Below are 14,026 nucleotides of genomic sequence, written 5' to 3' on the forward strand. Positions count from 1 at the left end.
TCGAGTTCGCGGAGAACACTTGAAAGGCATCGAAATCAATGAGCGTGAACGGGTGGTGCCGGGACGGCGAGAGATTGGGTAACAGGTCCGGACCAATTCCGTCCGACGCCTACTGCGGCATGTCCCAGGCCTTCAGCGTGAGGTTCAGGACGACCGTCTCCCGATCGACCGAGATGGAGTCGACGGTGACGAAGACGATCTTCTGGGACTCGCCGTTCGAGGTCGCCTTCTGCTGGTCGGTGACCAGGCACAGGGTCATGCCCCGCGTGGGCGCGATCGGCGAGCGGCCCGGATCGGTGCGGATGGTCTCCAGGCAGTCGAACGGGGTCGCGGCCGGGCCGGACACCGTGGCGATCGGCAGGTTGGTGATGATCTCGCCCGGCGCGTTGCAGCCCTGGACGCCGAAGTCCGTGGAGTAGCGCCCCGCGCCGGCCACCCGTGGCTCGTCGAGGTCGACCGCCATGTGGTCGCCGCCGCAGCCGACCGAGCGGACCCGCAGGTGCTCGCCCTGGTAGGAGACGGTGTAGTCGGCAGTGGGGCTGATGTCCGCCGGCGTCGTCGTGGCGCCGGAGGGGTACTCGGGAGCGGGCGCCGCCGACCCGGGATCGGTGGGCTCCGGGGCAGGCGGGTCGGCCGTCGCCTCGGTGGTGGGTGCGGCGGCGACCGGTTTGGTGTTCGCCTGCTTCGCCAGTTCCGAGGCCTCGTCGCTGCGGCCCAGCGCGATCGCCGACAGCACGACGCCGGCCAGTCCGACGACCAGGGCGAGAGCCGCGACCACCAGCGTGATCACCAGCAGGTATCCGCGTTGCTGCGGGGGCGTCTGCGGAGTGGTCACCTCGTCGGCTCCCTCTTGTCCAGGCGGGGTTCGGTGATCGTCAATTCGCTGAGCCGGGACTGGCAGGTCAATTCGATGCGCATTTTGCTGACTCCGTCGAGCGGCACGTGGGCGGTTTCCGTTTTGCCTTTGACCAATGTGTGCACGGCGGCCTGACGGTCGTCGGCGAAGATCTTCATCTGGAGTTGCGAATCGACGTCCGGCGCTTCCGCCACGGCGATATTCGCGGTGAACGCCGTGTATCGGCCGGCCACGTCGTACTGGACAGAGCGCTGCCGATCGTTCGACTGGCCGGTGGCGCAGGGCATCGCCAGTTCCCCGCCGGTGACCCGGATCTTGTCACCGCCGATCTCCGGTTCGAGAGCGGTGAGGCCGACCCCCTGCCGTGCTGTGGTGGCCGCCGCCGTCGCGGTGGTGGCATCGGTGGGATGCGGGGTGGTCGCGGCGGTGGTGGCGGCCGGAGCCGGGGCGGCGGCCGGTGGCTCGGCGGGGCCGTCCGGGGAGTGCGGCCGAATCCACGCGAAATAGGCGATGACCAGGGCGGCGATCGCGACGCTCGTGCTGATCCCGGCGAACACCACCTGCATCCAGGTGGAGGCCGACTCCGCCACGGCTCTGCCGCCCGGCGCCGGGCCCGGCGCCGCGGGCCGGGCCCGGTCGAGCCCTCGTTCACGCATCGTCGTGTGTGCCTAGAGGTGCCGCACGACCGAGGCGGCCATCCGGTCGTGCAGCGTTCGGGTGCCGGCGCCGAGGATCATGAGCGCGTCGGCCCAGAAGTAGACGCCGAGCGTGCACATGCTCAGCACCGTGCCGAGCAGGCCCTTGATGCCGAGTTCGCGCAGCGCCATCCGGGACCAGTCGAAGGGCTGGCCGGTCGCGGCGTCGACGACCACGTAGCCGAGCAGCTTCTTGCCCGGGGACTGGCCCTGTGACCAGGTCACCATCGACCACGCGAACCAGCCGATCCAGAGGGTGACCACGACCAGCCCGATGTCGAGCAGGACCGCGCCGAGCCGCCCGCCGGGGGAGACGAGCGGCGTGGTGATCGCGGGGGTGGCGTACTGTCCCGGCTGCGGCGCCGGTGTATAGGGCTGCGCGGCCGTACTGGGCTGCGTGGCGGCGTAGGGCTGCGCGGCCGCGTAGGGCTGGCTGCCGTAGGCGGGCCACTGCGCTGGGATGTGCCCTTGCGGATAGGTGTCACGTCCGGGCGCGGGTGATTCGTTCATTGTCGATAGTCCTTCTTCCGCATCCGGTGAAGATCGAATCCCGGTCGACGGTCGTTTTCGGCCGAAGATCACAATGGACCAGCCCTTGTGGAAGCCCACATTCGCGGAATATTCGCGGGATGACAATCAGGCGCACGGCTGGCCGGCTCGTACTCTCGGACGGGGTCGGCTGCCCCTTTTCTCCGAGCGGGACTCACCTATCCGACGCGGATTTCCCGGTCGCCTTCAGTTTCGCCCGCTGGTGCATGAATCGCAGCGTCTGCGTCCCGGACGCCTTGCCGCAATGCCACGTAGCTCTCCAGGTGGACAGTCACCCATCGTGACGCGGCGTGGGTTCGATGAGCCGCCCGGCCGCAGAGGCGGCGACCCCTCACCCAGCGGGCGAAACCGCGGACGACCTGGCCGACGAGACGCCCGCCCTGGACCGATCAATCCGTGCCGACGACGACCTGCGCCGACGACGACTCACGACAGCGGCATCGCAACAGGGCCGAACGGGTTGGTCACGGCGGCCGGCGTGGATGACGGCGACAAGCTCGGCAGGGCGTACCCGAAGGCGGTTTTGATCTCCGGCATAGGAAGACAGTCGTCTATCCGACTGGGTGGGAGCCGTTAATGGGATGCCTCGGCGGGGCCGCTGCACCGACCATGAGGTGTGAATTTCGATCGCGTGCAAGTTGAGGCTAGCGCTGAGCGGCTACGCGAGTGCCGCCGGCGCATCGAGGCTGCCGTCCCGGAAGCGGTGAACGGGTGGACGCCCGCGGAGCAGGCCATGGCGGACGCCTGCCGGGTGCCGCCGGAGGACATCGCCGGTGTGGTGGAGCGGCTCAAGCTGCTGCAGACGATTCTCGACACGTTGCCGCCCAGCCCGGCGAAGAACCGGGTGGGGCAGTTCAACGCGCTGTACCTGACCATCACCGAGCGGGTCGCCGCGCATCTGCTCGGCGACGAGGTGCACGACAAGAAATGGCTCGAGGTGCTCGACGTCGAGTTCGCCCGGCTCTACTTCACCGCGCTCTCGTCGTGGGGGGTGCCCGGCAAGGACACGCCGGACGCGTGGGAGGTGCTGTTCCGCCGCGCCCACGACGACACGATCAGCACGCTGGAAGCGGCGGTGCTCGGTGTCAACGCGCACATCAACCACGACCTGGCGCTGGCGGTGATCGCCACCTGGGAGCGGATGGGCTATCCGGGCGACGGGCCGCAGCACCCCGACTACCTGCTGGTCAACAAGATCTTCTACGAGGAGATCCCCCCGCTGCGGCGCCGGTTCGCCACCGCCTGGCAGATGGAGATCGACAGGTGCGTGGGTGAGCTCGACGACTGGAGCCAGCGGGTCCTGGTCCGCACCACCCGCGCGATGGCGTGGGAGCAGGCCGAGCGGCTCTGGGAGCTGCGGGACGACGAGGACGACTACCGGCGCGCCTGCACGGTGATGGACCGGGCCGCCGCGATCGCGGGGGAGACCCTGCTGCGGGGTACGGGCATCGTCCGCGTGCTGTGGCTGACGATGCGAGCAACAGCGGCAGGCGTGTGGCACCGGGTCCGCGGGAGGCGGACCCCGCGTCAGCTGGAGACGGCGCGCCGATAGCTAGACCCGGAACCGTGCGACGAGGGTCTGGAGCTCGTTCGCCATCGTGCTGAGCTCGCCGATCGCCTGCCGGGACTGGGTCATGCCGGCCGTCGTGGTCTCCGACGCCGACGCCAGCCCGGCCACGCCGCCGGCGATGTCACCGGCGCCGTCGGCCACCGCCGTGATGCTGCGGTTCATCTCGGCCGTCGTGGCGGTCTGTTCCTCCACGGCGGCCGCGATCGTCGCCTGGTGATCGTTGATCTGCTCGATGACAGCGGTGATCTGGCTGATCGCCTCGACCGCGCCGGCCGTGTCCGCCTGGATCGCGGCGACCCGGCGGGTGATGTCCTCGGTGGCCCGGGCGGTCTCCTGGGAGAGGTCCTTGACCTCGCTGGCGACCACCGCGAACCCCTTGCCGGCGTCACCGGCGCGGGCCGCCTCGATCGTCGCGTTCAGCGCCAGCAAGTTCGTCTGCTCGGCGATGCTGGTGATCGCCTGGACCACGCTGGCGATCTCCGCCGACGAGGCGCCCAGCTTGTCGATGTGCGCGCTGGTGGACCGGGCCACCGCGACCGCCTGGTTGGCGACCTGGGCGGCCTGCGCGGTGCTCTGCGAGATCTCCCGGATCGACTCGGCCATCTCCTGCGCGCCGGCCGCTACAGCGCCCACGTTCGCCGACACGGCGGCTGCCGTGCCGGACACGTCGCGGGCCTGCTCGGAGGAGCCGCGGGCGGTGTCGGCGATCGCGCCGGCCGTGGAGGTCATCTCCTCGGCGGCGGTGGCCAGGGCGCGTGCGGACGCCGCCGCCTGCGCCACCACGGTACGCATGTTGGCCTGCGCCTCGTCCAGCGCCCGCGCCATCTGACCCACCTCGTCGCCGGACGTGACGTCGGCGGTGACCGTGAGGTCGCCGTCCGCCATCGCGCCGAGCGCGGTGCGGACCCGCTGCAACGGCCGGGTGATCGAGGTGACGATGATCCGGGCCAGCACGCAGAGCAGGACCGCGGCGGCCAGCGCGGTGCCGAGCAGGATCAGCTGCGCCCGGTCCCGGCTGGTCGCGGCGTCGGCCTCGGCCCGCTCGATCGTCGACGCGAACAGCGCGCGCTCGTTGGCGAGCACCGCACTGGTCAGGTAGTTGTCGACGTCGATCTGCTCCCAGGCCAGCCGGGCCGACTCCTGGTCGGCCTCGGCGCCGGCGACGTAGCGTTCGACGACGGCGCTGTAGTCGGCGTAGGCGGTGCGGATCCGGGTGACGGCGGCGTCCAGGTCGCTGGGCAGCTCGACGCCGTCGAGCTGGTCGAGCAGCGTGTTCGCCTGCTTGAGCTGGGCGTCCAGCAGCGCGGCCTGGGTGGCCGGGTCGTCCCGGGTGATCGCCTGCAGGCCGTTGACCTTCAGGTCGCTGGCGACCCGGTCCAGGCGCAGCACCAGCGCGCTGGCGGTGTTCAGGTTCGCCAGCCGGTCCGCGGTGTCCGAGGCGACGTGGTTGGTGTAGAGCGTGACGCCGACGCAGGTGCCGACGGCGCACAGGCCGGCCGTGACCAGCCCGGTGAGCTTCGCCCAGACGGGAGTGTTGCTCAGCATCGCTCATGCTCCGATCTGGGCGGCGGTGTAGTAGCCGCCGTCGACGAGGACACGCTCGTAGTTGGACTTGTCGACGTTCACCGGCTGCAGCAGGAACGTGGGCACGGTCTTGACCCCGTTGTCGTACTGCTCGGTGTCGTTGACCATCGGCTTCTCGTCGCTGAGCAGCGCGTCGGTCATCTGCACGGCGACCTTGGCGAGCTCGCGGGTGTCCTTGTAGACGGTCTCGGTCTGCTCGCCGCTCGCGATCAGCTTCACCGACTCCAGCTCGGCGTCCTGCCCGGTGATCACCGGCAGGTCGATCCCGGCGTCCGCGAAGGCGGCGAGGATGCCCCGGCTGATCCCGTCGTAGGGCGAGAGGACGGCGTCCACGTCGCTGTTCTTCGCCAGGATTCCGGCCATCCGCTTCTGCGCGACAGCGCCGTCCCAGCGCATCGTCGCGACCTCGGCGAACGTGGTCTGCCCGCTGCGGACCTTCAGACGACCCTTCGTGATGTACGGGTTGAGCACGCTCATGGCCCCGTTGAAGAAGAACGTCGCGTTGTTGTCGTCGGGGGAGCCGGCGAACAGTTCCAGGTTGTAGGTCTTCTTCGTGGAGGAGAGCTTCAGCGCGTCCACGATCGCGGTCCCCTGCTCGACGCCCACCTTGAAGTTGTCGAACGTGGCGTAGTAGTCGACGTCGCCGCTGTCCCGGATCAGCCGGTCGTAAGCGATCACCGGGATGTCCGCGCGGGCCGCCTTGCCGAGCACGCTCTTCAGCGCGGTGCCGTCGATCGCACCGACGACCAGGGCGCTCACCTTCGCGTCGATCATGTCGTCGATCTGCTGGACCTGCACGTCCACGTCGTCGTCGGCGTACTGCATGTCGGTGCCGTAGCCGAGCAGCTGGAACTGCTTGACCATGTTGTCCCCGTCCGCGATCCAGCGCGACGAGGCCTTGGTCGGCATGGCCAGCCCGATCGTGCCCTTGGCCGCGCTGGCAGCCGCGGCTGCCTCGTCGTCGCTGCTGCCGCAGCCGGCCGTCGCGGCCAACAGGGCCACTGCCGTGCCCAATGCCGCCCACCGTGTGAACACCGACGCCTCCGGGGTCGCACCTGTTCCGTCGGCGTGCTGATCGGCAGCCGCGAGGCCGCCATGAGACAAGTGCGCCCGGATGGAGAACGTCACCCCGGCTGCCGGCCGACCGGGAAGACAGACCTGAGAACCAGCTGGTCCGGCTGGTTCTCAGGGCTGACCCCGCTGGCTGATCAAGAAAGCCCCGCTACCAGCAGATATTCGGCCTCGGCCCCGCGCCCCCGCGTGCCCCGCCGGCCCCGCGCTGGCGTCCTGCGGCTGGCATCTCGCACCTCGCACCTGGCACCTCCCGCCTCGCCGATCTTGGAACCCGCCGCCCCGGCCGTAGCCCACACATGTGATCAAGCCCGGGTAACCGCTCTGGCCTACGGCTGGCGCCGCCCGGCCGTAGCTCAAGCGTGTGATCAAGCCCGGGTAGCCGCTCTGGCCTACGGCTGGCGCCGCCCGGCCGTAGCTCAGGCTGGCTACTAGCGGAAACACGTCGTCTTGACCGTCGACACAGTGCTCCGGCGCGCCCATTCCGGCAGCACCGACCCCGCTGGCTCATCCAGAAAACTCCGCTACCAGGGTCAGCACTGAGCGCCGGCCGGCATCGGCACTTCCAAGATCGGCATCCACGCAGGCGGGAGCGCGGGGAAGCTGACCATCCACGCAGGCGGGAGTGCGTGCCGTGGGGTGTCAGTCCCAGCAGAGGCAGAAGGGCTTCCCGGCCGGGTCGGTGTAGACGCGCCAGTTGTCGCCCTGCTCGGGGAGCCTGGTGGCGCCCAGCTCCAGCGTCGCCCGCTCGGCGGCCTCGATGTCGTCGACCGTCACGTCGATGTGGAACTGCTGCGGGTACGCCGGGTCGGGCCACCGCGGTGCCCGGTAGTCCGCCACCTGCTGGAACATGATCGGCTGGCCGCCCTCCTCGCCGATCATCGCCATGCCGTCGCCCTCATAGGTGACCGGTTTGCCCAGCAGCTCGGCGTAGAACGTGCTCAGCTGCTTCGCGTCCGGGCAGTCCAGCATGACGCCCATCAGCGTGGGCTCCGGGTTCGCCGGGAACAGGCACAGGTCGAAGGTGTGGCCGGCCGGGTCGGCCAGGGTGTGCCAGTTCTCGTTCTCGCGCAGCGGGGTCGCCCCCAGCTCCACCGCCCGCGCCGCGCCGGCGGCCAGGTCGGGCACGCGCAGGTCCAGGTGGGCCTGCTGCGGACGCTCCGGGTCAGGCCACCGCGGGGGTACGTGGTCAGGGCTGCTCTGCACGGCGATCCGCCAGCCGTCCCCGGCGTCCATGCTGATCCACTCGTCGTCGGCGTACCGCTCGGTCCACCCGCCGAGGGCGGAGTAGAACGCGGCCAGTAGCCGGATGTCAGGTGCGTCGAGCACCACCCCGCGCAGCGTGCCGATCATCGAAGCTCCCTCCGGGTCGTCGTTCTCATCATGCCCTGGCAGACCGGAGCGTGAACCTGTCCGGCCGGCGGCAGCCGGCGTGGCCGGTGTGGCGCGAGGATCGATCCATCGATTCGGGAGGTAATCATGTTCATCGCCATCGTCGATTTCGCCACCGCGGCCGGTGACCGGGCCGCAGCGCTCGCTCAACTCGACAGGGAGGGGGAGGTGGTCCGGGCCATGCCGGGCAACGTCGCCTTCCGGGTGTACGCCGCACGGGACGGCCAGAACCACGTGACTCTGGTGCACGAGTGGGCGGACGAGGAGTCGTTCGCCGACTATCAGCGATCCGAGTCCTTCGCCCGGTCCGGAGCGGTGCTCCGGCCCCTGATGAGTGGGCCGCCGGTCAGCCGCCGGTTCCGGGCAGAGCTGTTGGAGACGGTCGGCTGACTCCCTACCATCAGTCTCCGATGACACCGGCGGCGTACACCTTCGTTCGCACGTTTCCGCGGGCGCCCGCCCGCGAGCTGTGCGTGGACCGGCACTACCTGCTCTGCGCCTCGGCTGGGGCGCTGCGGCTCGAAGGCGGCGGGCAGTCGTGGCTGCTGCCGCCGGCTCGGGCGGCGCTGATCGAGGCGGGCCGGGCGGTCCGGGTGAGCATTCCGCAGCCGGTCACCACCGCGTCGGTGCTGTTCGATCCCGCCGGCACGCCGAGCCCACCGGCGGCGCTGACGGTGTTCGACCTCAGCCCGCTGGCCGGCGCTCTGCTCGCCGAATGCGCGGAGATCAAGGACAGCTCCGACGGGTACGGGGGAACGCTGTTCACCACCCTCGCCGCTGTCACGTGGCGACTCGCCGAGCGGCCCAGCCCGGTCGTCGTGCCGGCCGGATCGTCGCCGGAGCTGCGGCGAGCCCTCCGTCTCACCGAGGAGCGGCTCGGTGAGCAGGTCCGGTTCGAGCGGATCGCGGAGCTGGTGGGGCTGGCGCCCCGGTCGCTGGCCCGGCGGTTCTCCGACGAGACCCGGATGACGTGGCGGGAGGTGCTGCGCCGGATGCGGGTGCTGCGGGCGGTCGAGGAACTGGCCGCCGGGGACACTCCGGTCACCCGGATCGCCTTCGCCGTCGGGTACACGTCGCTGTCGGCGTTCAACGCGGCGTTCCGGCAGCTCACCGGACGCACACCGACCGAATACCGGGCCAGCTTCCGGCCCTGACACGCGCCGGCGCGCTTCGTCACACCGCGGTCAGCCCTGTTCGGTGGGCTCCAGGAACTCGGGGCCGTCGTCCGCCGCGTCCTCGGTGGCCAGCTCCGGCACCGTGGTGTCGTCCTGCGCGGCGTCCACCACCTCCGGCGACTCCTCCAGCGGCTGCCAATCCTGCTCGGTCACGGCTCCTCCTCGATACGCTGCCTGTGCCGCTCGCAGTACCCGCCCCCGGTCGTGCCACACACCCGCTTCGCCGGGACCGAGCGATCAATCGTGGTGTGGCGTTTACTGACATCGATGCCCATCCCTGTCGGAGGGGCCTCCCGATACATCGCTGATGCTGTAGGAGGAGACATGCAGGTTCGCACTGTGCGCTGGCTCGCGGCGCCGGTCGTGGCGGGAGTGGTGGCGGCCGCCGGGCTCAGCCTGATGAACCCGGTGACCGACGCCGGCGCGGGAAAGCCGAAACCGCCCGCGGTCAGGAACGTCATCTTCATCGTCGGGGACGGCATGGCCGCCGCTCACCGCGAGGCCGCCCGCCTCTACCACGCCGGCCTGAACGGCCGGCTCATCATGGACAAGTTTCCGGTCTCCGGTCAGCTCACCACCAGCCCGGACGACCCGGAGTCGGCGATCACCGACTCGGCGGCCGGCGCGAGCGCCTGGGCGACCGGCGTGGCCACCTACAACGGCGCGATCAGCGTCGACCCGGACGGCAACCCGCTGCCGGTGCTCGGCGCGGAGGCCAAGCGCGCCGGCAAGGCGACCGGCCTGGTGACGACGGCGCAGGTCACCGACGCGAGCCCGGCGGCGTTCTTCTCGAACTCCGTCGACCGCGGGGCGCAGGACGACATCGCCCGGCAGTACCTCGAGGTCTCGAAGCCGGACGTCATCCTCGGCGGCGGCGAGGACTGGTGGCTGCCGGCCGGCACCCCGGGCGCGTACCCGGACCAGCCCGCCGAGGATCCCACCGAGGGCAGCCGCGGCACCAAGGGGAACCTGATCACCCAGGCGCAGGCTGCCGGCTACCGGTACGTCTCCACGCCCGCGCAGCTGGCCGCGGCCGGCCGGGGCAAGCTGCTCGGCCTCTTCGCCAACCAGGAGATGTTCCAGCAGCGCGCCGAGGGCGAGGGCGACATCTACGACCCGGTGGTCAGCCTCTCCACGATGACGAAGAAGGCCCTGGAGAACCTGTCCGCCGACCGGGACGGCTTCTTCCTGCTGGTCGAGGAGGAGGGGGTCGACGAGTTCGCGCACCGCAACAACGCCCGCCGCACCCTGCAGACGATGGGCGAGCTCGACAAGGCGGTCGCGGTGGCCCGGGCGTACGCCGCCAATCACCGGGACACCCTGGTCGTGGTGACCGGCGACCACGAGACCGGCGGCCTGGCCGTGGAGGACGTGGACGCCGACGACGAGTCGGTCGGCGAGGACGGGCCGTTCCCGGTCAAGGGCACCGGCTTCGAGTTCTTCATCGACTGGACGACCGACGGCCACACCGGCCAGGACGTCCCGGTCACCGCGTTCGGCCCGTACGCCGAGCGGTTCACCGGCAAGCACCCGAACACCTACGTCCACGAGGTCCTTCAGCCCCTCCTGACGTCCTGACGTCCGGCCACGGGGTCGGCCACCGCTGTCGCCCGGGCACATCGGTGGGCACGCCGGGCGCGTGCCCACCGGCTCGCGGTGTAGTCGGGGACGGGTTTGCTGCTTTTGTGGATGATTTAGCCGTACCCTATGCGGTTTTGGGGGCCTCGGTGGGGGTGTAGATGACGCGGATGACGCCGGTGGGGTAGGCCTCGGTGAGGGTGACCTTGAGGTGGTACGCGGTGTCGCCGTCGTCGAAGAGTTTGCGGCCCTTGCGGGCGGCGACCGGGTGGATGAGCAGGCGAAGCTCGTCGACCAGGCCGGCCGCGAGCAGCTGCTGGACCACCGAGATCGAGCCGGGGATGAGGATGCCCTGGACGCTCGGGTCGGCCTTGAGGGCGCGGACCGCGTCGGTCAGCTCGCCGTCGATCAGCTCGGAGTTGCGCCAGGTGAACTGGAGGTTCTGGCGGGAGGCCACGACCTTGCGCATGTCGCCGATCTGCTTCGCGAACGGGGCGTCCTCGCCGCCGGCGGCCTCGCGGTCCGGCCAGGCGCCGGCGAAGCTGTCGTAGGTGTCGCGGCCCAGCAGCAGCGTGTCGGAGGTTTCGTAGTCCTCGGTGACGGCGCGTCCCATGTTCTCGTCGAAGTAGGGGAAGTGCCAACCGGGGTCGATCTCGGCTACGCCGTCGGCCGAGATGAACAGCGTGGAGATGACCTTCGCCATGATGATGTTCCCTTCACGTCAGCTGGTTTCGCAGGGGTAGACCGGGGTGGTCGCGGAAACTCATCGGCGCCCGGCATCATTTTTCCGGGCCAGTTTTCCGGGCCAGATGGAGGTAGAGGTCGGCGGTCAGCTCCACCTCGCGCGGCAGGACCTTCTCGATGCGGCGGAACACCTCGGCGCGCCGGGCGGGCGGCAGTTCCAGGTACGCCGAGACCGTCGAGAGGTGACCGATGAAACCGCCCGGCGTCATCGTCACGCGGCGCTCGATGACGTGCTGCCGGACGTCGGTGAACAGCGGTGACCGCTGCAGTTCGGTGCCGGGCCACTGCATCGCCTCGTCCGGCCCGGTGCCGTCCGGGGAGGGGAGGTCGTCGCTCTCCAGGAACGGCGCGCGTGCGGTCCGGACGGCCCGCTCGACGGCCGGGTCGGTGAACTGGAGCGGGCCGCCGAAGCTGGCGACCACGCCGTCCGGTTCGAGCAGGGCGGCGACGCGCGGCCAGCGGCCCTCCGGTTTCGTCCAGTGCAGGGCGGCCGCCGCGTAGAAGAGGTCGTAGGCGCCGGGTTCGAGGTCCTCGAACGCCGCCCGCACGGGCGTGACCTTTGCGGGTACGTGTTCGCGCAGCTCCGTGAGCATGGCCGGATCGGGTTCGGTGGCCGTCACCGCGACGCCGTTCGCGGCGAAGAGCCGGGTCGCCTTCCCGGTGCCGGCGCCGATCTCCACAGCGGTCCGGATCGGGCGGCCGGCGTACTCCGCGACGAGGTCGTAGACGGCTTGCGGGTATTCCGGGCGGAACCGCTCGTAGGCTTCCGCGACGGCTCCGAAGGTCAGCGCGCGAACCGGCATGCCGCGCATCCTGACACAACCGGGGCCGCGGCGCGCGCCCTTTCCCCCGGCTCAGGCGGCTTCACCACGCGGCTCGAAGCCGACCTTGAGACTTACGTCCAGCGCCGTCGCCAGCCGCTCCAGCACCATCAGAGTCGGGACGGTCCCGCCGGCCTCGAAACGCGCGACCGCGGACTGCGTCATTCCTGACGCCGTCGCCAGTTGCGTCTGGCTCCAACCCCGGCGCTCACGAAGCTCTCGGACGGAACGACCGAGCTCGAACGCCAGCCGCGCGGCGTCATACGCCTCAGCAGCACCCGGCTCGGCCAGTCGCCGTTCCCGCATCGCGGCCCAGTTGCCACCTTCACCCATGACCTAGCCTTCCTCGTCCACAATCTCGTGTGCCTCGTCGACACACCGCGCCAACGCCCGACGTGCCCGGTCGATCTCTCGCTCCTCCCGCATCCGCGTCTTGTGGAACACGGTCAGAAGGATGATTCTCCTGTCGGTGGCAATCCAGTAGGTGATCCGAATCGCCCGCCGCTCGAGGTGAAACCGCAGCTCACGAAGCTTCCGTTCGAGCTGTTTGGTGTAGGGCTCACCGAGCAGAGGACCCTGTTCGGCAAGGAGATCGATATAGAACGCGGCGTGGGCGAACTGAGCTGTCGGCAGGCTTTCCAGCCACTTCTGCACCTCCGGCTCAAGTTCCACAGCACCCCACGCCATAGCAGCGATGCTATACCACGACGCGGCCACAAATGGCAGTCAGGCGGTGTCGTAGTCGGCCAGCAGGGCGGTTCTGGTTTCGGTCAGGTAGGGCTCGATCTCGGAGACCCGGACCAGGCGGATTCCGCTCGGGGCGAAGCCGTTGGTGCTGATCACGATCGGGGTCGAGGCCGCCTGCCAGCCCGCCTCGTCCGGCCAGTGGTCGAACCGCCTCGCCCGCCCGTCCACCTCGATGATGAGCTCACCGGGCGGACCGAGGACCGGCACGTCGACCTCCCGGGGATCCCGCGTCTCCAGCGCCGCCGCCATCCGCTGCCCGATCACGACGTCCACCACCGGCTCGGTCGTCGTCGTGATCTCCAGCCACGGGGCGGCGCCGAAGCGGAGCGCGCCAGCGGTCAGCCGGTCGTTCGTCCACGACCACGAGCCGATCCGCCGCGCGCCTGACCAGCCGACCGGCTCGTACAGCGGCAACTCCGCGGCCGCCTGCCTGATTTTCGCCAGTTTCCGGTCGACCATCTCGGTGAAGGCGGCCCGGTCCAGCCGCCCCGCGAACCTCATGCCTCATGATGGCACCGCCCGGGCGCGCCGGGGTGAGCGGCGGGCGTGGCGGCGGACGATCAGGACCACGGTCAGGGACGCTGCCAGCCAGACGGTCAGGCGCACCGGTGTGGCCATCAGGCTCTCCGCGGGCGGGGGCAGGATCAGCATCTGCACTGTGGCGCCGCCCGGGACGACCAGGGCGGCGACTGTCCCGATCGGACCGGGGCGGTGGATCAGCGCGCCGGTCAGCCCGAGTGGGGGGCCGAGCACCAGGCTGCCGATCAGCCAGTACCGGGTCGGGATGCCCCACCAGCCGCCGCCGTCGAAGAGTAGGTCCGTGGCGTAGTAGGCGGACGTGGCGACCAGCAGCGCGAGAGCCCCAGCCAGCGCGCCGCGCAGCATTCCGGCAGATCCGGCGGCCGGTCCGGCGGCCGGTCGCGGGGAGCGGCTCGCCAGCCAGCCGGCCAGCACCGCTGCCGCGGCCCAGGCCCAGCCGGCGTCCAGGATCAGGCTGAGGAACTCGGCGGCCTGGGACGCGGGGCCGCGGTCGGCGCGGGCGGCGCCGGTCTCGCCGAGCAGCACCGGGATGTGGTTCACGACCGAGTCGACGGCGCCGAGCGTCAGGCCGATCACGGGACCGATCGCCGGCCAGGGGAGGCGGTCGCGTTCCGGTGGCATGGCGATCATTCTGGCGGGGGCGTTCAAGCGGGACGGACCGCCCGTCGCCGTAGGCCGCGCAGCGGCCGGGACGGATCTCCTGG

Annotated in this window: 17 protein-coding genes; 4 read left to right on the forward strand and 13 right to left on the reverse strand. The window is 70.5% G+C overall.

Translation table 11 applies throughout. The annotated features are described in order from the left end of the window. Positions 1-109 precede the first annotated feature (109 nt). The 3 genes from AB0F72_RS09585 to AB0F72_RS09595 all read right to left on the reverse strand — a co-directional run bounded on the left by AB0F72_RS09585 (position 110) and on the right by AB0F72_RS09595 (position 2,061). On the reverse strand, positions 110-835 hold the full coding sequence (locus AB0F72_RS09585) for a hypothetical protein (RefSeq protein ID WP_360427972.1): 726 nt from the start codon (positions 833-835) through the stop codon (positions 110-112). Further along, positions 832-1,413 carry an NPCBM/NEW2 domain-containing protein gene (locus AB0F72_RS09590; protein WP_360427975.1) on the reverse strand — a complete coding sequence of 194 codons (582 nt, stop codon included), beginning with the start codon at positions 1,411-1,413 and terminating at the stop codon, positions 832-834. Before AB0F72_RS09590 ends, AB0F72_RS09585 begins: the two co-directional genes overlap by 4 nt. A 111-nt stretch (positions 1,414-1,524) precedes the next feature. Further along, the gene (locus AB0F72_RS09595) at positions 1,525-2,061 is read right to left on the reverse strand and encodes an RDD family protein (RefSeq protein ID WP_360427978.1); all 537 of its coding nucleotides are present in this window, start codon (positions 2,059-2,061) and stop codon (positions 1,525-1,527) included. 670 nt (positions 2,062-2,731) lie between these two features. On the opposite strand from AB0F72_RS09595, the gene AB0F72_RS09600 reads away from it, so the two are divergent. After that, entirely contained in the window at positions 2,732-3,652 is a 921-nt protein-coding gene (locus tag AB0F72_RS09600) for a DUF5995 family protein (RefSeq protein WP_360427981.1), read from the forward strand. Here AB0F72_RS09600 and AB0F72_RS09605 read toward each other — a convergent pair whose 3' ends face one another. From AB0F72_RS09605 to AB0F72_RS09615, 3 genes are all read right to left on the reverse strand, one after another. Continuing rightward, positions 3,653-5,215 carry a methyl-accepting chemotaxis protein gene (locus AB0F72_RS09605; protein ID WP_360427984.1) on the reverse strand — a complete coding sequence of 521 codons (1,563 nt, stop codon included), beginning with the start codon at positions 5,213-5,215 and terminating at the stop codon, positions 3,653-3,655. It abuts the gene before it with no gap. Positions 5,216-5,218: 3 nt separating this feature from the next. After that, positions 5,219-6,268 carry a multiple monosaccharide ABC transporter substrate-binding protein gene (gene chvE, locus AB0F72_RS09610; RefSeq protein ID WP_360427987.1) on the reverse strand — a complete coding sequence of 350 codons (1,050 nt, stop codon included), beginning with the start codon at positions 6,266-6,268 and terminating at the stop codon, positions 5,219-5,221. A gap of 699 nt (positions 6,269-6,967) precedes the next feature. Continuing rightward, positions 6,968-7,678, reverse strand: a complete 711-nt coding sequence (locus tag AB0F72_RS09615) for a VOC family protein (protein ID WP_360427990.1) — start codon at positions 7,676-7,678, stop codon at positions 6,968-6,970. Positions 7,679-7,804: 126 nt separating this feature from the next. Between AB0F72_RS09615 and AB0F72_RS09620 the strand changes: the two genes are divergently transcribed. Together AB0F72_RS09620 and AB0F72_RS09625 are read left to right on the forward strand one after the other, a co-directional pair. Beyond that, complete coding sequence (locus tag AB0F72_RS09620) at positions 7,805-8,107, forward strand: antibiotic biosynthesis monooxygenase (RefSeq protein WP_360427993.1); 303 nt, start codon at positions 7,805-7,807, stop codon at positions 8,105-8,107. A 20-nt stretch (positions 8,108-8,127) separates the two neighbouring features. Beyond that, entirely contained in the window at positions 8,128-8,871 is a 744-nt protein-coding gene (locus tag AB0F72_RS09625) for an AraC family transcriptional regulator (RefSeq protein ID WP_360427996.1), read from the forward strand. Between the two features lie 30 nt (positions 8,872-8,901). Here the strand turns inward: AB0F72_RS09625 and AB0F72_RS09630 are convergent, their stop codons facing one another. Beyond that, complete coding sequence (locus tag AB0F72_RS09630) at positions 8,902-9,045, reverse strand: hypothetical protein (RefSeq protein WP_360427999.1); 144 nt, start codon at positions 9,043-9,045, stop codon at positions 8,902-8,904. Positions 9,046-9,216: 171 nt separating this feature from the next. Here AB0F72_RS09630 and AB0F72_RS09635 point away from each other — a divergent pair, with 171 nt between their 5' ends. Then, positions 9,217-10,470 (forward strand): alkaline phosphatase, encoded by a 1,254-nt coding sequence (locus AB0F72_RS09635; RefSeq protein WP_360428002.1) that lies wholly within the window; start codon positions 9,217-9,219, stop codon positions 10,468-10,470. A gap of 127 nt (positions 10,471-10,597) precedes the next feature. Here the strand turns inward: AB0F72_RS09635 and AB0F72_RS09640 are convergent, their stop codons facing one another. The 6 genes from AB0F72_RS09640 to AB0F72_RS09665 all read right to left on the reverse strand — a co-directional run bounded on the left by AB0F72_RS09640 (position 10,598) and on the right by AB0F72_RS09665 (position 13,943). Next, complete coding sequence (locus tag AB0F72_RS09640) at positions 10,598-11,173, reverse strand: dihydrofolate reductase family protein (protein WP_360428005.1); 576 nt, start codon at positions 11,171-11,173, stop codon at positions 10,598-10,600. Positions 11,174-11,249: 76 nt separating this feature from the next. Beyond that, positions 11,250-12,017: a methyltransferase gene (locus AB0F72_RS09645; protein WP_360428007.1), complete on the reverse strand. Its 768-nt coding sequence runs from the start codon at positions 12,015-12,017 to the stop codon at positions 11,250-11,252. A gap of 51 nt (positions 12,018-12,068) precedes the next feature. After that, the gene (locus AB0F72_RS09650; protein ID WP_360428010.1) at positions 12,069-12,368 is read right to left on the reverse strand and encodes a helix-turn-helix transcriptional regulator; all 300 of its coding nucleotides are present in this window, start codon (positions 12,366-12,368) and stop codon (positions 12,069-12,071) included. 3 nt (positions 12,369-12,371) lie between these two features. Continuing rightward, positions 12,372-12,722 (reverse strand): type II toxin-antitoxin system RelE/ParE family toxin, encoded by a 351-nt coding sequence (locus AB0F72_RS09655; protein WP_360428013.1) that lies wholly within the window; start codon positions 12,720-12,722, stop codon positions 12,372-12,374. Between the two features lie 39 nt (positions 12,723-12,761). Continuing rightward, entirely contained in the window at positions 12,762-13,283 is a 522-nt protein-coding gene (locus AB0F72_RS09660; RefSeq protein WP_360428015.1) for a hypothetical protein, read from the reverse strand. Between the two features lie 3 nt (positions 13,284-13,286). After that, the gene (locus AB0F72_RS09665; protein WP_360428018.1) at positions 13,287-13,943 is read right to left on the reverse strand and encodes a hypothetical protein; all 657 of its coding nucleotides are present in this window, start codon (positions 13,941-13,943) and stop codon (positions 13,287-13,289) included. Positions 13,944-14,026: the final 83 nt, after the last annotated feature.

It is taken from the genome of Actinoplanes sp. NPDC023936 (assembly GCF_040639325.1).
GTDB lineage: Bacteria > Actinomycetota > Actinomycetes > Mycobacteriales > Micromonosporaceae > Actinoplanes.

What these genes read in the sequence shown, in the direction of transcription:
- AB0F72_RS09640 (WP_360428005.1), bottom strand. Translation starts at nt 11,173, where the DNA reads ATGGCGAAGGTCATCTCCACGCTGTTCATCTCGGCCGACGGCGTAGCC.
- AB0F72_RS09635 (WP_360428002.1), top strand. Translation starts at nt 9,217, where the DNA reads ATGCAGGTTCGCACTGTGCGCTGGCTCGCGGCGCCGGTCGTGGCGGGA.
- AB0F72_RS09615 (WP_360427990.1), bottom strand. Translation starts at nt 7,678, where the DNA reads ATGATCGGCACGCTGCGCGGGGTGGTGCTCGACGCACCTGACATCCGG.
- AB0F72_RS09625 (WP_360427996.1), top strand. Translation starts at nt 8,128, where the DNA reads ATGACACCGGCGGCGTACACCTTCGTTCGCACGTTTCCGCGGGCGCCC.
- AB0F72_RS09665 (WP_360428018.1), bottom strand. Translation starts at nt 13,943, where the DNA reads ATGCCACCGGAACGCGACCGCCTCCCCTGGCCGGCGATCGGTCCCGTG.
- AB0F72_RS09620 (WP_360427993.1), top strand. Translation starts at nt 7,805, where the DNA reads ATGTTCATCGCCATCGTCGATTTCGCCACCGCGGCCGGTGACCGGGCC.
- AB0F72_RS09655 (WP_360428013.1), bottom strand. Translation starts at nt 12,722, where the DNA reads ATGGCGTGGGGTGCTGTGGAACTTGAGCCGGAGGTGCAGAAGTGGCTG.
- AB0F72_RS09605 (WP_360427984.1), bottom strand. Translation starts at nt 5,215, where the DNA reads ATGCTGAGCAACACTCCCGTCTGGGCGAAGCTCACCGGGCTGGTCACG.
- AB0F72_RS09660 (WP_360428015.1), bottom strand. Translation starts at nt 13,283, where the DNA reads ATGAGGTTCGCGGGGCGGCTGGACCGGGCCGCCTTCACCGAGATGGTC.
- AB0F72_RS09650 (WP_360428010.1), bottom strand. Translation starts at nt 12,368, where the DNA reads ATGGGTGAAGGTGGCAACTGGGCCGCGATGCGGGAACGGCGACTGGCC.
- AB0F72_RS09595 (WP_360427978.1), bottom strand. Translation starts at nt 2,061, where the DNA reads ATGAACGAATCACCCGCGCCCGGACGTGACACCTATCCGCAAGGGCAC.
- AB0F72_RS09645 (WP_360428007.1), bottom strand. Translation starts at nt 12,017, where the DNA reads ATGCCGGTTCGCGCGCTGACCTTCGGAGCCGTCGCGGAAGCCTACGAG.